The organism is Paraburkholderia sp. J11-2, from assembly GCF_905220185.1.
GTDB lineage: Bacteria > Pseudomonadota > Gammaproteobacteria > Burkholderiales > Burkholderiaceae > Paraburkholderia.
Map to the genome: position 1 here is coordinate 261,837 of NZ_CAJMYY010000009.1, position 20,159 is coordinate 281,995.

Sequence of the window (20,159 nt, forward strand, 5' to 3'; positions counted from 1 at the left end):
GCAACGGCCTGGCGGCCGCAATCTAATCCAACCAGGGAATGGAGGAACGAAGATGGATCTGGGACTGAAAGATCGCGTGGCGATCGTGACGGGCTCCGCCCGCGGCATTGGCGCGGAAACGGCGCGACTGCTGGCCACCGAGGGCATGGCCGTGGTGGTCACCGACCTCGACGCCGACGCGGCACAAGAGAACGCGCGTCATATCGAGGCGAACGGCGGCAAGGCGATCGCGGTGCAATGCGACGTGCGCAGCGAGGAGCAGGTGCGCAAGATGGTCGGCGCCGGTGTCGAGGCGTTTGGCCGGATCGATGTGCTCGTCAACAACGCGGGCCTCGTCAAGGACCGCACGCTGCTCAAGATGGAAGAAGCGGACTTCGACCTCGTTCTCAACGTCACCCTCAAGGGCGCATTCCACTGCTGCCGCGCCGTGCTGCCGCATATGCACGAGCGCGGCTGGGGCCGCATCGTCAACATCAGCTCGCGCGCAATGTTCGGCAACCCGGGTCAGGCGAACTACTCGAGCGCCAAGGCGGGGCTCGTCGGCTTCACGCGCGCGCTCTCGCTGGAACAGGCGCGCAAGGGCGTGACGGTCAACGCCATCGCGCCGGGCTTCATCGAAACGGAATATATCCAGAGCCTGCCCAACTACGACACGATTCGCGAAAGCGCGCTCGCCAAGAATGCCGTGACATTCGCCGGGCAGACCAGCGACATCGCGGGTGCCGTCGCGTTCATGGCGTCCGAGCAGGCTCGTTATATCACCGGCACCACGTTGTTCGTGACCGGAGGCCGTTATGGCTGATCTCGACTGCGATGTCGACGGCCTCGACAGCAGCCAGCAACTGCTGCGCGACAATATCCGCCGCTACCTGAAGCAGCACGTCACGCCGCGCATCGAGCAGGCGGAGCGCGACAAGCGCTTCCCGCACGAGGTGCTCACCGGCCTCGGCGACTTCGGCTATCTCGGCGGCTACTTGAGCGAAGCGGACGGCGGACTCGGCATCGACTATCTGACGTGGGCCGTGATGATGGAAGAAGCCGGCTATTGCTGGCTCTCGCTGCGCATCCTGCTCAACGGCCTCAATATCGTCTCGGGCATCATCAACGCATACGGCACGGAAGACCAGAAAGAGCGCTTCATGCGGCCGTTGCTGCGCAACGAGCGCAAGACCTTCGTGTCGATCTCCGAACCCGACGTCGGCTCGAACGTCGCCGAAATCAAGACCCGCGCCGACAAGCGCGGCGATCGCTATGTGCTCAACGGCAGCAAGCTGTGGATCACCAACGGTCTGTTCGCCGACTTCGGCATCGTCGTCGCGCGCACCTTTAGCGAGCACTGCGACGGCAAGCTGTCGCTCTTCCTCGTCGAGCGCAGCGAGACGACATACGAGGTGAGCCCAGTCGAAACGATGTTCGCACGCAGTACCGGCACCGCTGCGTTCACGTTCGACAACGCCGAGATTCCCGCCGCGAACCTGATTGGTGAAGAAGGCGAAGGGCTGCGTCAGATTCTCATCGGCCTCAATTTCGGACGCCTTAACGTTGCGATGGGCGCAGTTGGCGCAGCGCAAAGCGCGCTCGATCTTTCCATCGAATACGCGAAGCAGCGCAAGCAGTTCCGCCGGGCAATCGGTTCATTCCAGCTGGTGCAAAAGCATATCGTCGACATGAGCGCGAAAACGCTGGCCGCGCGCGCCCTGGGCTATCGCGCCGCGCGCGCGATGCAGAACGGCACCGCGCGCACGGAATGCTCGATTGCGAAGCTGTATGCAACCGAAGCCGCGTTCGATGTCGCGAACCACGCGCTGCAGGTGCACGGCGGCATGGGCTACGCGACCGAGTACCCCATCGAGCGCATCTTCCGCGATACGCGCGGCGGCATGATCCCCGAAGGGACGACCGAAATCCAGACACTCATCATCGGGCGCGAGATCCTCGGCATCTCGGCGCTCACCTAAGGAGAGACAGCATGACTGAAACCAGCGTCCTCGACGATATCGCCAAGGCGTCGATCTACTGGGAAGACCTCACGCCGGGCACGACCTACACCACGTCCTCGCGCACGGTCACGGAAGCCGACGTGGCGGCATTCGCCGCCCTCACCGGCGACTTCAACAAGGTGCACGTGGACGCCGAATATGCCAAAGGCACGATCTTCGGCCAGCGCATCGCACACGGCATGCTCGTCGCTTCGTTCATGGCAGGCCTGACCTCGCGCTCGATCCCCAACCAGTTGATGGAAGGCGCGCTCTTCAGCGTGCTCGAGAACCGCCTGAAGTTCCCGAAGCCGACCTTCATTGGCGACACGCTGCGCGTCGAGATCGAAGTGCTCGAGCAGCGCGAAACGAGCCGGCCGGAACGCGGCATCATCGCCTTCATGCGCCGCGGCATCAACCAGCGCAACGAAGTCGTCGCCGAAATGGCCGCGACGTGCCTGTTCAAGCGACGCCACCCTGCAGCGCAGTGATTGCGGAGACAGACTCATGGTAAAGACTGAAATTGGCTACACCACGACCGACACCATCATGGTCCGGGGCCTCAATCTGTCGACCGAGATCATCGGCAAGTTCGATTTCATCGACATGATCTTTTTCACGACGCTCGGCCGCAAACCCGAGCCGCGCGAGAAGGTCATGGTCAACGCGCTGCTGGTGACTACAGCCGACCACGGCATCACGCCCAGCTCGCTCGCCGGCCGCCTGACTTATATCGGCGCGCCGGAAGCGCTCCAGGGCGCGGTTGCGGCAGGCCTGCTCGGCGCGGGCAGCGTGTTTCTCGGCACGATGCAGAATGCGGCTGAAATGCTGCTCGAAGGCGCGAAGGATCTGCCGGCGGAGGCGAGCGACGAGCAGGTGCGGGAAGCTGCCCGCGCGGTCATTCGTCAGCACAAGGAGCAACGCCGCGCAATTTATGGCGTGGGGCATCCGATCCATATCGACGGCGATCCGCGCGTTCCGACGCTGCGAGAACTGGCCCGCGAGAATGGCTACTACGACGTCCACTGGCGTCTCATGGACGCGATCGGCGACGTGCTCACCCAGGAGCTGAAGAAGCCGCTGCCGCTGAACGCGGTGGGCGCCATCGCGGCCATCGTCGCCGCGATGGGCCTCGATCCGCTGATCGCTCGCGGCCTTTCGCTGGTCGGGCGCTCGGCGGGCCTGCTCGCCCACATCATGGAAGAGAAGAGCGCGCCCATGGCACGCGAAGCCTGGCAGCTCGTGCTGAAAGACGACCCGCGCAACGTCCTGCCCTGATCTCCACTCTCTGGCGCCCCGTCATCTCGCGGGGCGTCATCTTCTCATTCGTGGAAAAAGGATGCTCCCCATGGACACCTCATCTGCTTCCCCTGTTTCAGCCGATCCAGTCGTTTCGCGGCAGCTCATGCATACACGCACGATGAGCTGCAACGGCTATCTCCGCAGCGACGGCCTTCTCGACATCGAAGGCGAGTTGCGCGACATCACCCCCATCGATACCGATCTCCTCTTCAAGCGCGTGCCCAAAGACGAGCCGATACATCACATGCGCATCGTCATGACGCTGGACGCGAAGATGGTGATCCAGAACGTGACGGCGCATATCGTGGTGGGGCCGACCGTGTACTGCATGGACATCGAGTCGGCTTATGCAGGACTGAAAGGCATGCAGATCGGCGCGGGCTTTCGCAAGCAGATCAAGGCGGTCGTTGGCGGGGTGAGTGGCTGCACGCACCTGACCGAGCTGCTGGGCCTGCTCGCGAATACGGCGATGCAGACGCGCTTCGCCGTAGGACGGGTCGAGCGCGATGGGCGCTTGCCCGCCGACGAGTCCGGACCGATGGCCGCGCCCGCGGTCATCAACAGTTGCTATACGAATCGCGCAGATGGCGAGGCGATGAAAGTGCTGTGGCCGTTGCACAGGCGGCCGAAGGCATAGCGCAAACGGTGAAGCGGTCGGCCCGGACTCAGCCGGGCATCCGGCCGCGCTTCAGCTGGAACGATACGGAAACTCGGTCCGCCGGATAGCGCGTATCGGAGATCTCCAGGATGCGGCCGTCCTGGCGGCGGTAGTGCCGAACGAGCCGCAGTCCCGCCGACGCGGGTTCCACCTTCAGCCGCTTCGCGAGCGCGGCGTCGATCAGCACGCCCCTCACGATCTGCCTGATCTCATCGAACGGCTGCCCGCTCTCGCGCTCGATCATCGCGCTCACGAGTTCGCCCGGACGGCTGCGGATTTCGTCGATCAAATGGGCGAATGAAGCATCGACATAGATGTCCGCCCAGGCAACCGGCGCACCCCGCTTTCCTGCCTCGACGCGCAGCCCCGAAAGCCGTATCCATTGACTTCCCGGCGGCGCCTCGAGGGTGCGGGCGAGCGTGCGATCGAGCTTGACCGTCGTGACCGTCTCGATCGAGCGCACTTCGGTCGCCGCGACTCGAATCAGGTCTTCGGGCGTTTCGAACGATTGCGTAAAGGCCGTGCGCGGGCTCGCGCTCTCGACGATCGTGCCGACTGACTTCTTGCGCGAAATGTAGCCGAGATCCTGAAGCATCTTGAGCGACGCCCGCACGGTGTGCCGGCTCACGCCGTGCAGGTCGGCCAGTTCCGGTTCCGTGGGGAGAAGGCCGCCCACCGCATAGCGGCCGGCGGTGATGGCCTTGATGAGCGTCTGCGCGAGTTCGGCGTAACGCGTAACTGGCAGGGATGGGTTGACCGGATTGTTCTTGAGGTTCGCGCTCATGGCCTGCTGCGTTGTCGCTGGGTTATCGCTGCCACAGCGCGCGCGGCGCTGTTCAAGGAGGTACCGATTGTACGCGCAATGCGCGCGCCGCACGCTGGCCGACTGCGCCCAATAAAGGACGCAGCCGGCGCTCGCCTAGCCCGCGAAAAAGCGCTGCTCGGCTTCGGAAGGCAACGGCATGCCGGTCACCTTCGCCTTTTCGAGCACGCTCCAGAAGTACCGATAGGTCGCGCGGTCGTGCAGTTCGCCCTCGTACTGGATCGGCCCCCAGGCGGCATTCTGTGCCGCGACGAGAATCGCGGCGGCGTCTGCCACTTCCTCGAAGTCCGGCCGCATGGCGTTGACGATCGGCTGGATCTGCGCCGGATAAATGCTCCACATGCGCAGGAAGCCGAACTCGTTGCGCGCACGGCCCGCGTCGGCCGCGATCACGGCGGCGTCCTTCAGGTTCAGACAGACGTTGTGCGCGGGCACGATGCCGTTGGCGAGCGCCGCTGCCACCACATCGGCCTTGGCGCGCGCGAGCAGCGCATGCTCGAATTGCCCCGGGCTGCGCATCGCAGCGGCCGGAATGGCACCATGGTGGCCGCTCACGAAATCCATCAGACCGAAATCGAGCACCTCGATATGCGGCAACGCGGCAATCGCAAAGACCTCGCGCAGCGCACCGTGCGTTTCGATCAGTACGTGAACCGGAATGGCGCGATTGGCGCCGCTCTTACGCGCAACCGCCTGAACATGCTCGATCACCTCGGCAACCTGGGCCGCCGCCGTCGCTTTCGGAATCGTGATGTACGCGACGCGCTGCCCTGCCTCACCGACGATGATCTCCACGTCCTGGCGCCACGCGGGGTGTGACGGATCGTGAATGCGGGCGCCGGCGCGACCAAAGCGGTTCAGCTCAGAATTGATCATGCGCGCCACCATCTGCGCGTGCTCGCGCTCCTGGCCCGCGGCGGCGCCGTCCTCGCAGTCACAGGTGATATCGAAAACCGGTCCGTATTCGGACTGCAAGCCGAGCGCTTTGACGATCAGCTTTTCGCTGCCCGCGAAGTGCTCGCAGGCCGGCAACGCGGGAAACGGCTTTTCGCCCGAAAAAAGGGCGTCTTTAGGATGCGTGTGGGCAGTCATCATTGGCTCCATGTTGCGGATTTTTTGGGCATTGCGATCGTGTAGTCGAGATCGAGCACGACGTCGGACGAATGAGCGGGACGGCCCGCGTCGGCATCGGGAAAGACGGTTGCAGCGGTATCCACGTTCTTCGCGCCGATCGTGCGCAGGCGCAGGGCGCCAACGTGTTCGTCGCCGAAGTCGAACTTGCCGGTCACCAGGGTCGAACAAACGAGCGTATCGCCCGCGAACGTCGGATTGACGTGACTGCCCGCGTTAATGGCCAGCATCGTCAGCGCGTTTTCGAGCCCGTCGTACGTGAGTGCCTTGCAGAGCGACATCACATGACCGCCATAGACGAGACGGCGTCCTTCGTTGGCCGATGCAGCACGGGCGTCGAAGTGCGCCTTCGCTGTGTTCTGGTAGAGCCGCGTGGCGATACTGTGATCGCTGTCGTTGACCGCCATCGCGCCCGGATGATCGATACGCTCGCCCACCACGTAGTCGTCCCACAAATCGGAAACTCCCGTGAGCGCAGTGACCTTCGCGACTTCAGGGCCAAAAGGATGGCGCGGCAGGCGCGCGGGCTCCACCGAAGCCGGGAGCGGCGGCACGACAGTTTGCGCGCAATCGGCCTGCGCATCGCGCTTGTGGATCATCACCCAGCGAATCCACGTGAGCACCGCTTCACCGAACTGATTCTTCGCAGTAGAGCGTACGTACACGATCCCGCTCCTGCGGCTCGTGTTCTCTTTCAAACCGATCACCTCGGTTTCCACGGCGAGCGTGTCGCCGGGATAAACCGGCGCGAGAAAGCGCACGTCTGCGTAGCCAAGATTCGCAACCGCGTTGAGCGAGATATCGGGCACCGTCTTGCCGAATGCCGTGTTGAATACCAGCAGGTCTTCCAGGGGCCGCACGTCGAACCCCAAGTGACGCGCGTTCGTCGTAGCCGTGCAGAGTACGGCGCGGCTCCCCGTCAACCCAATGTAGAGACTCCTGTCTCCTTCAGTAAGCGTGCGCGGCGTGGCATGGCACAGCTTCACGCCCACACGGAAATCCTCGAAAAAATGGCCGCTTCGGTTCTTGATCATTCATCCTCCGGTTCATCAGGCCTTTCATGGGCCTGCACTATGTACGGACATATTCACGAAAACGCCGCGAGCCGTCAACCAATTTCGAATATACCGGATTTATCGCTATTTTTCCGCGTTTTTAAGTTCATTTCTGAACTTAACACCCCCCAAATCTCTCGTTCCTCAAGACCAACGCGCTGCTAATATGTCCGTACATAGTTGCGCCTCTGCGCACCTAAGGAACATGGACCGATCTTCAAGGAACCCACCATGCAAAGACTCACCGACGAACGCCGCATGATTCAGGAATCGGCGCGCCAGTTCACGATGGAGCGCGTGCTTCCTCTCGCCAACAAGCTCGACCCCGAAAAGGGCAAGATTCCGCGCGAACTCATCGATGAAATGGCCGAACTCGGTTATTTCGGCATCCTGATTCCCGAGGAATACGGCGGTCTCGGCCTCGGCGCGTACGAATACTGCCTCGTCGCCGAACAGCTCTCGCGCGGCTGGATGAGCGTGGCCAGCCTGATCGCTCGCGGCAATGGCCTGATCGGTGCGCTCAAGAGCCTCAGCCCCGAGAAGAAGGCGGAGTGTCTGCCCCGCATGGCGCGCGGCGAATTCCTCGGCGCTTTCTCGCTTTCCGAACCGAACGCGGGCTCGGACATCGCCAACATTTCGTGCCGCGCCGTGCGTGACGGCGACGACTGGCTGATTACCGGCAGCAAGTACTGGTGTACGTTCGCCGACGAAGCCGACTTCATCCTCGTGATCGCCCGTACCGACCCGGAGGTCGATCCCAAAGCGCGTCACCGCGGGCTCTCTGCCTTTATGGTCGAAAAGCCGAGAGGCGAACTGCCCGCCAACGTCAAGGGCAGTCCGATTCCAAAGATTGGATATCACGGCTGGACCACGTGGGAACTTGCGTTCGACGGCTGCCGGGTTCCCGCGTCGAGCATGGTCGGCGAGGAAGGCAAGGCGTTCTATCTCGCCACGGCCGGTCTCGAAACCGCGCGTGCACACACGGCCGCGCGCTCCATCGGACTCGCTCAAGGAAGTCTGGAGGACTCGATAACGTATGCGCACGACCGCGCGCAGTTCGGCTCCCCCATCGGCCATTTCCAGGCCATCCGCTTCAAGATCGCCGACATGGCCACGCAAATCGAGGCGTCGCGTGCCCTGCTGTATTCGGTGTGCGAACAAATCGACGCTGGCAAGCGCTGCGATACGGAAGCCGCGATGGTGAAGCTGTTCGCCAGCGAGATGTCCGAGCGCGTGACGAGCGAAGGGCTGCAGATTCACGGCGGCGCGGGCTACACGACGCATTTCGCCGCGGAGCGCTACTGGCGTGATGCCCGCCTCACGAAGATCTTCGAGGGGACGTCCGAGATCCAGATGCGCATCATCTCGGACGCCCTGCTCGGCAAGGCCGCCGCGTAGCCAGCTTTAGAGAGACTCAGGAGAAGCCCATGGAGACCTCAACGACCACGCATGCGCGCCCCGGCGGGGCGCTCAGTGGGATACGCGTCATCGATCTCACGCAGATGCTCGCGGGACCGTTCTGCACGCAAATCCTCGCGGATCATGGCGCCGATGTCATCAAGATCGAAGGCCTGAGCGGCGACGGCACACGCGCCAACGGTCCTTACTGCGAAGACGACGCGCTGCGCGATTTCGGCGGCTATTTTCAGAGCGTGAACCGCAACAAGCGCTCGATTGCCGTGGATCTGAAAACGGCTCAAGGGCTCGACGTCGTGCGCAGGTTGATCGCGCAGGCCGATATCGTCGTCGAGAACTTCCGCTCCGGCGTGATGGAGCGGCTCGGGCTGGCGTGGGAAGATCTGCGCGAACTGAACCCCCGGCTCGTCTATGGCGCGGTTCGCGGTTTTGGCGACCCGCGCAGCGGCGAGAGCCCCTATGCCGAGTGGCCCGCCTATGATGTCGTCTCCCAGGCAATGGGCGGCATGATGGGAATCACCGGGCCCGACCGCACGACGCCCATGAAGATCGGCCCCGGCGTGGGCGACACCGTGCCCGCGCTCATGCTCTGCATCGGCTTGCTGGCCGCCGTACTGCGCGCCCGTGAGAGCGGCGAGGGACAGTTTGTCGACGTGGCGATGACCGATTGCGTGCTGGCGATGTGCGAGCGCATCGTCTATCAGACCTCGTATACGGGTGTCGTTCCGACGCCGGAAGGTAACCGTCACCCGCTGCTCTGCCCGTTCGGGCTGTTTCAGGCGCGCGACGGCTGGGTGTCGATCGCGGTCGCGCACGACGGCTTCTGGGAAAAGCTCGCCCATGCAATCGGCCAGCCCGAACTGATCGCCGATGCCCGGTTCGCCACAAACGCCGCGCGCGTGAAGCACACGCAGCAGGTGGTGGAGATCATCGAAGCATTCACTTCGGTGCGCACCAAAGCCGAGCTTGCCGAATGCTTCGGCGGTCGTGTTCCGTTCGGGCCGGTCTACACCTCGGCGGAAATCTTCGACGATCCGCACTACCGCGTGCGCAATATGCTCGTGGATGTCGAACAGCCCGGTTCGGACACCCGGGTCAAGATCGCTGGCGTGCCGATCAAGTTGGGCAGCACGCCCGGCGGCGTCCATCGCCGCGCCCCGATGCTCGGCGAACATACCAGCGAAGTACTGCTTGCGGCCGGCTACGATGCCGGCACCGTTGCCCAGTTGCGCGAGTCGGGCGCGATTCGATGACAACCCCGGCAGGCGCCGCGCCGGCGCCTGCCCTAACGTGTTGCCCCATTCCTGCTCGCAGCAACGCCAACCTGCTTCTTCCCTTCCCTTTCCGCCAACGCCGCATACTTGCCCCGCACCCGCTCCGCTGCATATTCACGGCGCGCAAAAGCAAAACGCGCATGGATATTGTGTATCCATGCGCGTCGAGCCACACGCAATGTCAGAGTGCCGCAGTCAGCTCCGGCACGACCTCGAAGAGGTCCGCCTCGAGGCCGTAGTCGGCCACGCTGAAAATAGGTGCTTCGGGGTCCTTGTTGATCGCCACGATCACCTTGGAGTCCTTCATGCCCGCCAGATGCTGGATGGCCCCTGAGATGCCGCAAGCCACGTACAGTTGCGGCGCGACGATCTTGCCGGTTTGGCCCACCTGCCAGTCATTCGGTGCGAAGCCCGCATCGACGGCGGCGCGCGACGCGCCGAGCGCCGCGCCCAGCTTGTCGGCAAGCGGTGTCAGGACCTCGGCGAAGCGCTCGCTGCTGCCGAGCGCGCGGCCGCCGCTCACTACGATCTGCGCGTCGGCGAGTTCCGGCCGGTCGCTCTTTGCCACGACGCGCTCGACGAACGCGGAGAGTCCGCTATCCGGCACCGCTTCGATCGCGACGATCTCTGCCGCGCCGCCTTGCGCCGCCACGCCGTCGAACGCCGTGCCGCGCACGGTGACCACCTTGACGGCGTCGCTGCTCTGCACGGTCACGATCGCGTTGCCCGCATAGATGGGACGCTCGAACGTGTCGACGCTGATCACGCGCGTAATGTCCGAAACCTGCGCGACATCGAGCAGCGCGGCAACGCGTGGCGCGACGTTCTTGCCGCTGCTCGTGGCCGCAAAGAAAATCGCCCCATACGCAGGCGCGAGCGCGACGACCTGAGCCGCCAGATTTTCCGCGAGGCCTTCGGCGAGTTGCGGCGCATCCGCATGCAGTACGCGCGTCACGCCTTCGATCTGCGCAGCCGCAGCCGCTACCGGCGACGATGCATTGCCCGCCACCATCACGTGAACCTCACCGCCGCACTGACGCGCGGCTGCGACCGTGCTGAGCGTCGCGCTTTTGATCGCGACATGGTCGTGTTCGGCCACGACCAGCACATTGATCCGTTCAGTCATGCCTTTCTCCTCAGATGACCTTTGCTTCGTTCTTGAGCTTCGCGACCAGCGTTGCGACGTCCGGGACCTTCACGCCTGCGCTGCGTCCGGCAGGCTCCGCCGTCTTCAGCGTTTTGAGTCGCGGCGTCACGTCGACCGCGAGTTCCTGCGGCGTCACCGTATCGAGCGGCTTCTTCTTGGCCTTCATGATGTTGGGCAGGGTGGCGTAGCGCGGCTCGTTCAGTCGCAGATCGGTCGTGATCACCGCAGGCAGCGCGAGCTTCAGCGTTTCGAGACCGCCGTCGATCTCACGCGTCACGATGGCATGACCGTCCGCGATTTCAACCTTGCTCGCGAAGGTCGACTGCGCGAGGCCCGCCAGCGCCGCCACCATCTGCCCGGTCTGGTTGCAGTCGTTGTCGATGGCCTGCTTGCCGAGTATCACGAGTTGCGGCTGCTCCTTGTCGATGATCGCCTTCAACAGGCGGGCGACCGCGAGCGGCTGCAGATCTTCGTCGGTCTGAACGAGGATGCCCCGGTCCGCGCCGATCGCCATGGCTGTGCGCAGCGTTTCCTGGCACGCAGCCACGCCGCACGACACGGCGACCACCTCGCTCGCTGCGCCCTTCTCCCTCAGCCGCACCGCCTCCTCGACAGCGATCTCGTCGAACGGATTGATGCTCATCTTCACGTTGGCGAGATCGACACCAGAGCCGTCCGGCTTGACCCGCACCTTCACGTTGAAGTCCACCACGCGTTTTACCGCGACCAATACTTTCATGTCTCTACTCCTATAACCATTATGACCACCGAGTGACGGCACCCGCGCGCCGGTTCAAACCGACTCGGTCTCCGCGCGCAGCGCATCCTGAAGCGCGGCAGCGTTCGCCGCCTCGTGCTGGTCGCTGGTGCCGAACAGAATGTCGGCCACGATGGCGCGCTTGAAGTAATGCCCGACGGCATACTCCTCCGTCATGCCGATGCCGCCATGCAACTGGATGGCCTGACCGCAGACCCACTTCGCCGCGCGTCCAATAAATGCCTTGCCTTGCGCGAGCGTGATCTGCTGCGTCTTGCCCGATTCGCATTCGAGCGCGGCGAGCATCGCGTACAGCATCGAGCGCGACAGTTCCAGTTCCGCCGCCATGTCCGCCATGCGATGCTGGAGCGCCTGGAAGCTCGCAATCGGCACGCCAAACTGCTTGCGCACCTTGAGATATTCCGCCGTGATTTCGATCGCCCGCTCCATCGCGCCGACCAGCTCGGCGCACAACGCCGTGATGCCATGCGACAAGCCAAAACGCAACGCCTCGAGACCGGCGCGTCGTTCTCCCAGCAACGCACTCGCGGGCACGGCAAGCTGCGCGAAGGTCAACTCCGCGGCTTGCGTGCCGTCGTGCAACGGAAGCGTCTGCTGCGCCAGCCCCGCCGAACCGGCAGGCACGAGAAAGAGCGAGATGTCCTCGTCTTCGCGCCCAGCCTCCACCACTCGCGCCGACACGATGAACCAGTCGGCACGCCCTGCGCCGAGCACGAGCGTCTTGGCGCCTTCGATGCGATAGCCGTCCTTGTCCTGCCTCGCCACCGTCTGCACGATGGAGGGATCGCCGCGCGAGGACACTTCGCTGTACGCAAGCGCGACGCGCTCGGAGCCGTCGGCGAGCGCCGGCAAAAGCGCGTCCTTGAGCCCCGGCGTGCCGGCGGCGACGAGCGTCTGGGCCGCAAGCACGGCGCAGCCGAGATAAGGCTCGACCACGAGCGCCCGCCCGAATTGCTGGGCGATCAGCGCCGTATCGAGCACAGTGCCACCAAGGCCGCCATACTCCTCGGGCAATGCGGCGGCGAGCCAGCCGTTGTCGGCGAATGTGCGCCAGTTTTCCGCGCTGCCGCCCTCTGCCGCCTTGACGATGGCGCTGCGTGTTTCGAATGCGTAGGCCTTGTCGACAAAACGGCGCACGCTGTCTTCGAGCATTTGCTGCTCGTCATTCAGATTGAAATTCATCTCGGGCCTATCCCTCAGAACTGAAACATCATCTTCGCGACAATGCCGCGCTGGACTTCGCTTGTGCCGCCATAGATCGTGGTGGCACGACGGAAAAACATTTCGGCCGCGATACTGCGTGCTGCTGACTGAAGCGCGTGAATCGGCTGCGCGCCCGCGCCTTCGCCTCTCGGCCCGGCCCAGGCGACCGCGCCGTAGTCGCCGAGGCACTCGACGAGAAACGCGCTCATCTTCTGCTGCAGTTCCGTGCCGCGCACCTTGAGGATCGACCCGATCGCATGCGCGGCGGGGCTATGGTCTTCCTCGAGTGCGGCCACGCGCTGCACCAGCACCGTGATCGCCTGCAGTTCGGCTTCGAGCGCGGCGAGCCGCAAGGCAACGTCGCCGCGCTCGAACAGCGGCGCACCGTCAAAACGCGTTTCGCGCACGAGCTTGCGCAGCTTGCGCTGGAAGCGCATCAGCGACGGCAGATCGGCCGTCGAGGCATGCTCGTTGTTGAGCAGGAATTTCGTGAGCTTCCATCCATCGCCCTCGGCACCGATCAGGTTGCTCACCGGCACACGGACATTGTCGAAGAACGTTTCGTTCAGGTGGTGGCAGCCGTCGATGCTGATGATCGGCCGCACCGTGATGCCGGGCGTCTTCATGTCGACGAGCAGGAAGCTGATGCCGGCCTGCTTCTTGACGGTCGTATCGGTACGCACGAGCAGAAAAATCCAGTCGGCTTCGTGGCCGTAGCTCGTCCAGATCTTTTGTCCGTTCACGACGTATTCGTCGCCTTCGCGCACGGCCTGTGTGCGTAGCGATGCGAGATCGGAACCGGAGCCCGGTTCGGAAAATCCCTGGCACCAGATCCGCTCGCCGTGAAGAATAGCCTGCACGTGCTCCGCTTTCTGCTCGGGAGTGGCGAAATGATTGAGCACCGGACCGACGAGCCTTTGCGCAAAGGTGTCCTGCGAAGGCGAGCCCGCAGTCGAGCACTCCTCGTCGAATATGAGGCGCTGCGCGACGCTCCAGCCCGTTCCACCGTGCTCTTTCGCCCAATAAGGCGCACCCCAGCCGTGCTGGTTCAGAATGCGCTGCCATTGCGCCAGTTGCGCGCGCGGCGAGCGCACGCCATCGGTGCGGCGCGGCAGGTCCGGCGGCAAATGCTTGCGCAGAAAATCGCGCACCTCGTCGCGAAACGCACTGAGGCCCGGGTCCGATCGAAAGTCCATGCGTAGCTCTCCAGAATGAGAGCAGACGCGGCGCACACGCGTCTGCCAGATTGGACGCATGGTAGGGGAGCATAGGGAAAGACAACGCCCCCCACCGCTGGGGGTTCATAAGGATGCCCAGGTAGGCAACAGCGTTATGGATCGCCACCCCAGGCCGTGAACGACGAAAGGTTTCCATGCATGCAGAACAGGCCTTATGCGTGCGGCAATTTGGCCCCCCGCGTTGGGGGGCAGCGGTTCGCACATTTCGCGTCACCTTACCGGTGTCCAGGCCGATTGGCGCATCTCGCCCGGTCGACGGACGCCAACATATAAGGGCCGCCCGAAAAGTGGCCGGAAAGACAATCAGGAGACGCTATGAAGTTGAAGTCGGTTGCTGCCGCCGCGCTGGCAGTCATGGCAACAGGAGCGCACGCGCAAAGCTCGGTGACGCTGTTCGGCGCACTCGACGCTGGGTTGATGTACCAGAACACATCGGCCGCAACGTTAAGTCCAACCGCCCAAAATACGGGGTCGGTGTTCCGCTACAAGGACGGCGGCATTTATTCGAGTTTCTGGGGCCTGCTCGGGACCGAAGACCTCGGCGGCGGCTATCGCATCAACTTCAAGCTGCAAAGCGCGTTCAATACGGGCACGGGCGCACTCGGGCTTCCCGACACGGCGGGAACCGTAGCGCTGTTCAACCAGATCGCCCGCGTTGGCGTGTCGGGGCCGTTCGGTTCGTTCGACGTCGGCCGGCAAATTGCGCCCATCGCAATTGCCATGGTCGATACCGACGCCCGTGGCGCGCAGTATTTCGGCAGCATCCTGACCGCATGGGCCGGGATGAACTTTCAGGCGGGCTGGTCCGGCGCGAGCACGAACGTGCCCATCGGCGCACTCTTCGACAGCAACGCGCTCATCTACCGCACGCCCCGTTTGCTGGGCGCGCAGCTGGCGCTCGAATATGCGCCCGGCGGAGTGCCTGGCAGCCTGACGGCAGGCTCGCGCGAATCCGCCGTGCTCACGTACCAGAACGGCAGCCTCGATCTCGCAGCGGCCTGGTACGATGCGCACGACACCAACCCGTCGCCGGTTGCACCCGCGGCGCCGACTGGCGTCAACAACAACCAGCAGCTGTATTTCGGGGCGAAATATACGATCAGCAACTTCTTCGTATCGGGGTCTTACAGCAACGGCAAGAGTCCCGCTCACTCGAATCTCGTGGACTACGACCTCTGGTCGCTCGGTGCGGGATATCAATTCACGCCCGCGTTCCTCGTCACGAGCGGCGTGTACTATCTGCGCGACAAGAACAACTCTACGAACAAGTCGATCACGTGGGCGGTCACGGCCGACTACAACGTATCGAAGCGCACCGTCTTTTACGCGGACGTAGGCGGCGTGAACAACATGGGCACGATGCGGGTGCCGGTGACCTACGGTCAACTGGTCGCACCGGGCAAAGGCACGGTGGCGGTTCTGCTCGGCGTGCGGCATACGTTCTGATCATCGGGCCGCATCAAGGTGCGGCCCACAGTTTGGCAAAACAGAACGGGCCTTGCCTGGGAGACCAGGCAAGGCCCGTTTCATTGCGGAGCCCGCGGAATCGTCGAGCCGCAGCGCTCAGGCAACAGTTACTCAGCGCTGCCCGGCAGAGGCGATTGCTTGCGTCGAATCGCCAGCAAAGTCCGCGCAACAGGTGCCGCAATGTGCAAGCGTTCCATCGTTCGCGCCGGATGAACGAGCGCCGCGCCGATCAGGCTGCCCACGACCGACAGCGCGCCGCACAGCGCGAATCCGGCCTCGTAGCCTTGCGCCCCTGGCATGCCCTGCACGAGCCGCCCCATCACCACGGGCGCGATCACGCCTGCAAGCGACGCCACCGAATTGCCGATCGCCAGAATCGCGCCTCGTTGCGGCGCGGGTGTGACTTCCGCCAGCAGTGCCGGGCATAGTCCGTAGGCAATCGGCGTGCAACCGAACGTCAGGATCAGGATCGCAAGGCGCAGCGCGAGCGGCATGTGACCGTCGAGCAGGCTCATGTAACCGAGACCCGCCGCAAGCTGGCAACCGGACGTGTACCAGCCGCGCGCGATCCGCGAGCGCACGCCTCGTGCGATCAGCCGTTGCGCGATGAACGAGAGGCCAAGCGACACCGGCACGGCCGCTGCCATGACGAGCGCGTAGTAGCGTCCCGAAGCGACCGCGTCGTATGACAGACCCTTTTGAAAATAGACGGGCAACCACGTGAAGCCGAGCGCGACGCCCCAATACGATACGAACTGGAGCAACATGCTGCCAAGCACCGTGCGATCGGTGAGCAAGCGGCGATAGGCAACGCGCGCCTGCGGCGCATGCGAGGCACGGTGATCGTCGAGGCGCCCTTCCTTGCCGAAAGCCAGCCATAGCGCCGACCAGATCACGCCTACGCCACAGAGCATGACGAAATTCGCCCGCCAGCCCCAATGCCGCGTCACTAGCGGCACAGCCACACCGGCGGCCAGCAAGCCGATGCTGCCGCCCGCCACGTAGAGCGAAACGGGCAAGATCCGCTTGCTGGGCGGAAACCATTTGTAGACCGCATGCACGGCAACCGGATAGGCGGGCCCCTCCGTGAAGCCGAGCGCAACGCGTGACGCCACGAACACCAGCATCGACGACGAGACGAGCAGCGGCAACTGGAACAGCGACCAGGAAAGCGCGAGAACGAGCGCGATGACACGGGTGGAAACGCGGTTGGCGAGAAAGCCGCCCGCAATGCCGCCCACCGCGAACAACCAGAAGAAACTGCTGCTCACGATGCCGAACTGCAAGGGAGTTATCGCAAGCTCGTTCATGATGGGCACGGCCAGCAAGCCGATGACCACCTTGTCGAAAAAGTTGACCATCAGAAAGGCCAGCATCAGCAGCGCGATGCGCCATGCCTTGAACGGCTCGTATTCCGTGCTCATATCGTCTCCTGTGTGGGACGTCGCGCACGGCGCTTCGCTGCAAGCGCCTCGTGGCGCCGGGCACCGGAAGTCGCCGTGTGAGCGCCCTTTTTATTTCGCGGCGTTGCGGATCATGTCCGCCGCCTTTTCGCCCACCATGATGGCCGGCGCATTCGTGTTGCCGGCCGGCACCGTGGGCATGATTGAAGCATCCACCACACGCAGACCCTCCATGCCGCGTACCCGAAGTTGCGGGTCGACCACGGCCATGTCGTCCACGCCCATCCGGCAAGTGCCAACCGGGTGGAACACGGTCTCAGCTCTCGTTTGAACGAAGGCGCGGATCGCGTCGTCGTTTGTGTTGTCGGCGCCGAAAGCTTCCGTTGCGATCTCGCGTCCGCCCTCGCGGGCAAGCGCCGGCTGCGCGAAGATCCTGCGGATCAGTTTCACGCCGGCAACCAGCCCGTCCATGTCGCGCTCGTCGGACAAGAGGCGCGCGTCGATGACGGGCGCGTCGCGCATGTCGCCTGACCTCAGCCTGACGTGGCCCCGGCTACGGGGCCGCAGTACGCAGGCGTGGCATGAATAGCCGTGCGGCGGCTTCTTCTTGCCTTCGCCCCGGTCGCCCACCATCGCCGCCGTGAAGTGCAGTTGCAGATCGGGCTCGGCAAGATCGGGACGGCTCTTCACAAATGCGCCCGCCTCCGCAATGTTGGAAGCCACCATGCCCGTGCGATCGCGACGATAGCGCAACACTTCGCCAAATATCCGCGCGAAGCCGCGCATCGAGTAGCCGAACAGATCGGTCGAATCGACCTGCTTGTTGATGACGATGTCCGGATGATCGTGCAGGTTTTCGCCCACGCCCGGCAAATCGTGAACGATGTCGATGCCATGACTGCTCAGACAGGAGGCCGGCCCGATACCTGACGCCATCAGCAACTGCGGCGAGTTGTAGGCCCCGCCGCTCACGATCACTTCCCGCCGGGCCCGCAGCGTTTGCTCCACGCCGTCGCGCACGATCGTCACGCCAACTGCCCGACGGCCTTCGACGCAAATGCGCAGCACCTGAGTGTCGGTCAGCACGGCAAGCCCCTTGCGGCCTCCGTTCAAACCGGCATCGCTGGCGTCTCCCCGATGGAGATAGGCGCGTGCGGCATTCCAGCGTTCGCCGTTGTGCTGCGTGACCTGAAAGAGCCCGGCGCCTTCCTGCGTCTCGCCGTTGAAGTCCGGGTTCAGACGCATGCCGGCCTGCTGCGCAGCCTCCAGAAAACGCTCGGAAAACGGGTTCGGGGTGCGCAGATCGCTCACGTGTAGCGGCCCTGTGCCGCCGTGCCACGGATCGTCGTCACGGCCTGCGTACCGCTCGTTGCACTCGCTGCGGCGGAAATACGGCAGGACGTCCTCGTAGCTCCATCCATTGCAACCCAGTTCGGCCCAGTGATCGTAGTCGCGGCGGTGGCCGCGAATGTACACCATGGCGTTGATCGACGACGAACCGCCGAGGCCCCGGCCGCGCGGCTGCCACGAGCGCCGACCTCCCATGGCGCCCTGCGGCTCCGAGTAATACCCGTAATTGCGCAACCCCGGATGGCCCGCCGTCTTCGCGATGCCGATGGGGGTCCAGACGGTGTAGTGGTGATCGTGCGGCCCCGCTTCTAGCAACGCCACCGTCACGCCCTCGTCCCCGGCAAGCCGGCTCGCCACGGCGCATCCCGCCGAACCCGCCCCGACGACGATATAGTCGAACTCGGCCACTGCATACGGGGGAGCTATCTTTTTCCCGTTGTTTATCATTTAGCATTCCATATCGTTATGCTAACACCGTATCCATTTACGGCGCGCGTCACTATGCGGCTCCGACCACCGACTTGAACTCGAGGAATTCCGCAATGCCGTATTCGCCGAACTCGCGCCCGTTGCCCGAACTCTTGTAACCGCCGAACGGCGCACTCAGGTCCATGCGCGCGCCGTTGATCAGCACGGCGCCCGCGCGCAACTCGCTTGCCACGCGCTTCGCACGCGCGGCATCGGCGGACCACACGTAGGCGGCGAGTCCGTAGTCGGTGTCGTTCGCCAAGGCGATGCCGTGCGCCTCGTCCTCGTAGGAAAGCATCACGAGAACGGGACCGAAGATCTCTTCGCGGGCGATCGTCATGTGCGCGTGCACGTCCGCGAATATCGTGGGTTTGACGTAGAAGCCGCGTGCGAGGCCATCGGGTCGCCCCGTGCCGCCCGCGACGAGTCGCGCGCCTTCGTCCACTCCGGTTGCGATCATCTGCTGGACACGTTCGAACTGGGCGCGGTTCGCCATCGGCCCCAGCTTGTTCGCCGCTTCGCGCGGATCGCCCACGCTCAGCGCAGACGCGGTGGCCGCCGCAATGTCGATCGCTGCCGCGTAGTGTTGCCGAGGCACCAGCATGCGCGTGGGCGCAATGCAGGTCTGCCCCGAGTTCATCATGCAGCTCACCACGCCAGCGGAGACAGCAGTCGCGAGGTCGGCGTCGTCGAGAATGAGGTTCGGCGATTTGCCGCCCAGTTCCTGCGCCACACGCTTGACGCTCGGCGCCGCGTTGATGGCGACGGCTACGCCGGCGCGAGTCGAGCCGGTAATCGAAACCATGTCGACGTGGCGATGGCTGGACAACGCAGCGCCCACGCGCTCACCGTCGCCATAGACCATGTTGAACACGCCGCGCGGCACACCGGCCTCGTGCAGAATTTCAGCGAAGAGGTACGCATCGAGCGGCGCGGCTTCTGACGGCTTCAGGACGACCGTACAACCCGCGGCCAGCGCGGGCGCCACCTTGGCCGCGATCTGATTGAGCGGCCAGTTCCAGGGCGTGATCAATGCCGCGACACCCACCGGCTCGCGCACGATCGAGGTCGAGCCTCTGCGGATCTCGAACGGAAAATCCTTGAGCGCGGCGATGGTTGTCGCGATCTGCCCGAGTCCGGCGGGCACGTGCAATTCGCGGCTCAGCCATGACGGCGCGCCCATTTCTTCGGTCACCGCCGCGGCGAGATCCGCCATGCGCGCCTTGTAGCATTGCGCGACGCGTTCCAGCAATGCAAGCCGGGTGTCGCGGCTGGTGCGCGACCATGCGGGAAACGCCGCGCGCGCCGCAGCGACCGCACGCTCGACATCTTCTGGGCCGCCCATTGCGAGCGTACCGACCACGCCTTCCGTGGCGGGATCGACGATATCCACGTACGTCGCGGGCGACGACGGCTCGACCCACGAACCGTCGATGTAAAACTGCTTCAATTGCTTCAATGCCGTCTCCT

At 64.1% G+C, this 20,159-nt stretch carries 18 protein-coding genes; 8 read left to right on the forward strand and 10 right to left on the reverse strand.

Going from position 1 to position 20,159, the window contains the following annotated elements; translation table 11 throughout:
• The first annotated feature begins 52 nt into the window (after nucleotides 1-52).
• From U5A57_RS15425 to U5A57_RS15445, 5 genes are all read left to right on the forward strand, one after another.
• Nucleotides 53-802, forward strand: coding sequence for an SDR family NAD(P)-dependent oxidoreductase (locus U5A57_RS15425; RefSeq protein WP_321912196.1), 750 nt, complete (start codon nucleotides 53-55; stop codon nucleotides 800-802).
• Nucleotides 795-1,958: an acyl-CoA dehydrogenase gene (locus U5A57_RS15430; protein WP_321912197.1), complete on the forward strand. Its 1,164-nt coding sequence runs from the start codon at nucleotides 795-797 to the stop codon at nucleotides 1,956-1,958. Before U5A57_RS15425 ends, U5A57_RS15430 begins: the two co-directional genes overlap by 8 nt.
• An 11-nt stretch (nucleotides 1,959-1,969) precedes the next feature.
• Complete coding sequence (locus tag U5A57_RS15435; RefSeq protein ID WP_321912198.1) at nucleotides 1,970-2,467, forward strand: MaoC family dehydratase; 498 nt, start codon at nucleotides 1,970-1,972, stop codon at nucleotides 2,465-2,467.
• Nucleotides 2,468-2,483: 16 nt separating this feature from the next.
• Nucleotides 2,484-3,254: a citryl-CoA lyase gene (locus U5A57_RS15440; protein ID WP_321912199.1), complete on the forward strand. Its 771-nt coding sequence runs from the start codon at nucleotides 2,484-2,486 to the stop codon at nucleotides 3,252-3,254.
• Between the two features lie 70 nt (nucleotides 3,255-3,324).
• Nucleotides 3,325-3,915 (forward strand): DUF2889 domain-containing protein, encoded by a 591-nt coding sequence (locus tag U5A57_RS15445; protein WP_321912200.1) that lies wholly within the window; start codon nucleotides 3,325-3,327, stop codon nucleotides 3,913-3,915.
• 28 nt (nucleotides 3,916-3,943) lie between these two features.
• Here U5A57_RS15445 and U5A57_RS15450 read toward each other — a convergent pair whose 3' ends face one another.
• From U5A57_RS15450 to U5A57_RS15460, 3 genes are all read right to left on the reverse strand, one after another.
• Nucleotides 3,944-4,720, reverse strand: a complete 777-nt coding sequence (locus tag U5A57_RS15450) for a GntR family transcriptional regulator (protein ID WP_321912201.1) — start codon at nucleotides 4,718-4,720, stop codon at nucleotides 3,944-3,946.
• Nucleotides 4,721-4,855: 135 nt separating this feature from the next.
• Nucleotides 4,856-5,851 (reverse strand): HpcH/HpaI aldolase/citrate lyase family protein, encoded by a 996-nt coding sequence (locus U5A57_RS15455; protein ID WP_321912203.1) that lies wholly within the window; start codon nucleotides 5,849-5,851, stop codon nucleotides 4,856-4,858.
• On the reverse strand, nucleotides 5,851-6,924 hold the full coding sequence (locus U5A57_RS15460) for a MaoC family dehydratase (RefSeq protein ID WP_321912204.1): 1,074 nt from the start codon (nucleotides 6,922-6,924) through the stop codon (nucleotides 5,851-5,853). Before U5A57_RS15460 ends, U5A57_RS15455 begins: the two co-directional genes overlap by 1 nt.
• 252 nt (nucleotides 6,925-7,176) lie before the next feature.
• Between U5A57_RS15460 and U5A57_RS15465 the strand changes: the two genes are divergently transcribed.
• A complete protein-coding gene (locus U5A57_RS15465) occupies nucleotides 7,177-8,343 on the forward strand; it encodes an acyl-CoA dehydrogenase family protein (RefSeq protein WP_321912205.1) in 1,167 nt (388 codons plus the stop codon).
• A 29-nt stretch (nucleotides 8,344-8,372) separates the two neighbouring features.
• Complete coding sequence (locus U5A57_RS15470) at nucleotides 8,373-9,614, forward strand: CoA transferase (protein ID WP_321912207.1); 1,242 nt, start codon at nucleotides 8,373-8,375, stop codon at nucleotides 9,612-9,614.
• Nucleotides 9,615-9,816: 202 nt separating this feature from the next.
• On the opposite strand, the gene U5A57_RS15475 is transcribed toward U5A57_RS15470, so the two are convergent.
• Genes U5A57_RS15475 through U5A57_RS15490 form a run of 4 tightly spaced genes read right to left on the reverse strand, consistent with a single transcriptional unit; the run spans nucleotide 9,817 to nucleotide 13,959 of the window.
• Nucleotides 9,817-10,761, reverse strand: a complete 945-nt coding sequence (locus U5A57_RS15475) for an electron transfer flavoprotein subunit alpha/FixB family protein (RefSeq protein WP_321912209.1) — start codon at nucleotides 10,759-10,761, stop codon at nucleotides 9,817-9,819.
• 10 nt (nucleotides 10,762-10,771) lie between these two features.
• Complete coding sequence (locus U5A57_RS15480; protein ID WP_321912210.1) at nucleotides 10,772-11,521, reverse strand: electron transfer flavoprotein subunit beta/FixA family protein; 750 nt, start codon at nucleotides 11,519-11,521, stop codon at nucleotides 10,772-10,774.
• A gap of 54 nt (nucleotides 11,522-11,575) precedes the next feature.
• Nucleotides 11,576-12,742, reverse strand: coding sequence for an acyl-CoA dehydrogenase family protein (locus tag U5A57_RS15485; RefSeq protein WP_321912216.1), 1,167 nt, complete (start codon nucleotides 12,740-12,742; stop codon nucleotides 11,576-11,578).
• 14 nt (nucleotides 12,743-12,756) lie between these two features.
• Complete coding sequence (locus U5A57_RS15490; protein ID WP_321912217.1) at nucleotides 12,757-13,959, reverse strand: acyl-CoA dehydrogenase; 1,203 nt, start codon at nucleotides 13,957-13,959, stop codon at nucleotides 12,757-12,759.
• A gap of 357 nt (nucleotides 13,960-14,316) precedes the next feature.
• On the opposite strand from U5A57_RS15490, the gene U5A57_RS15495 reads away from it, so the two are divergent.
• Nucleotides 14,317-15,447, forward strand: coding sequence for a porin (locus U5A57_RS15495; protein WP_321912218.1), 1,131 nt, complete (start codon nucleotides 14,317-14,319; stop codon nucleotides 15,445-15,447).
• Between the two features lie 128 nt (nucleotides 15,448-15,575).
• Here U5A57_RS15495 and U5A57_RS15500 read toward each other — a convergent pair whose 3' ends face one another.
• The 3 genes from U5A57_RS15500 to U5A57_RS15510 form a co-directional block, all read right to left on the reverse strand.
• A complete protein-coding gene (locus tag U5A57_RS15500) occupies nucleotides 15,576-16,892 on the reverse strand; it encodes an MFS transporter (protein ID WP_321912220.1) in 1,317 nt (438 codons plus the stop codon).
• A 90-nt stretch (nucleotides 16,893-16,982) separates the two neighbouring features.
• A complete protein-coding gene (locus U5A57_RS15505) occupies nucleotides 16,983-18,668 on the reverse strand; it encodes a GMC family oxidoreductase (RefSeq protein ID WP_321912222.1) in 1,686 nt (561 codons plus the stop codon).
• Nucleotides 18,669-18,720: 52 nt separating this feature from the next.
• On the reverse strand, nucleotides 18,721-20,148 hold the full coding sequence (locus U5A57_RS15510) for an aldehyde dehydrogenase family protein (protein WP_321912224.1): 1,428 nt from the start codon (nucleotides 20,146-20,148) through the stop codon (nucleotides 18,721-18,723).
• Between the last annotated feature and the right edge of the window lie 11 nt (nucleotides 20,149-20,159).

Excerpts from the sequence above, each read along its gene's own strand:
- U5A57_RS15425 (WP_321912196.1), top strand. The coding sequence starts at position 53 with ATGGATCTGGGACTGAAAGATCGCGTGGCGATCGTGACGGGCTCCGCC.
- U5A57_RS15430 (WP_321912197.1), top strand. The coding sequence starts at position 795 with ATGGCTGATCTCGACTGCGATGTCGACGGCCTCGACAGCAGCCAGCAA.
- U5A57_RS15435 (WP_321912198.1), top strand. The coding sequence starts at position 1,970 with ATGACTGAAACCAGCGTCCTCGACGATATCGCCAAGGCGTCGATCTAC.
- U5A57_RS15440 (WP_321912199.1), top strand. The coding sequence starts at position 2,484 with ATGGTAAAGACTGAAATTGGCTACACCACGACCGACACCATCATGGTC.
- U5A57_RS15445 (WP_321912200.1), top strand. The coding sequence starts at position 3,325 with ATGGACACCTCATCTGCTTCCCCTGTTTCAGCCGATCCAGTCGTTTCG.
- U5A57_RS15450 (WP_321912201.1), bottom strand. The coding sequence starts at position 4,720 with ATGAGCGCGAACCTCAAGAACAATCCGGTCAACCCATCCCTGCCAGTT.
- U5A57_RS15455 (WP_321912203.1), bottom strand. The coding sequence starts at position 5,851 with ATGACTGCCCACACGCATCCTAAAGACGCCCTTTTTTCGGGCGAAAAG.
- U5A57_RS15460 (WP_321912204.1), bottom strand. The coding sequence starts at position 6,924 with ATGATCAAGAACCGAAGCGGCCATTTTTTCGAGGATTTCCGTGTGGGC.
- U5A57_RS15465 (WP_321912205.1), top strand. The coding sequence starts at position 7,177 with ATGCAAAGACTCACCGACGAACGCCGCATGATTCAGGAATCGGCGCGC.
- U5A57_RS15470 (WP_321912207.1), top strand. The coding sequence starts at position 8,373 with ATGGAGACCTCAACGACCACGCATGCGCGCCCCGGCGGGGCGCTCAGT.
- U5A57_RS15475 (WP_321912209.1), bottom strand. The coding sequence starts at position 10,761 with ATGACTGAACGGATCAATGTGCTGGTCGTGGCCGAACACGACCATGTC.
- U5A57_RS15480 (WP_321912210.1), bottom strand. The coding sequence starts at position 11,521 with ATGAAAGTATTGGTCGCGGTAAAACGCGTGGTGGACTTCAACGTGAAG.
- U5A57_RS15485 (WP_321912216.1), bottom strand. The coding sequence starts at position 12,742 with ATGAATTTCAATCTGAATGACGAGCAGCAAATGCTCGAAGACAGCGTG.
- U5A57_RS15490 (WP_321912217.1), bottom strand. The coding sequence starts at position 13,959 with ATGGACTTTCGATCGGACCCGGGCCTCAGTGCGTTTCGCGACGAGGTG.
- U5A57_RS15495 (WP_321912218.1), top strand. The coding sequence starts at position 14,317 with ATGAAGTTGAAGTCGGTTGCTGCCGCCGCGCTGGCAGTCATGGCAACA.
- U5A57_RS15500 (WP_321912220.1), bottom strand. The coding sequence starts at position 16,892 with ATGAGCACGGAATACGAGCCGTTCAAGGCATGGCGCATCGCGCTGCTG.
- U5A57_RS15505 (WP_321912222.1), bottom strand. The coding sequence starts at position 18,668 with ATGATAAACAACGGGAAAAAGATAGCTCCCCCGTATGCAGTGGCCGAG.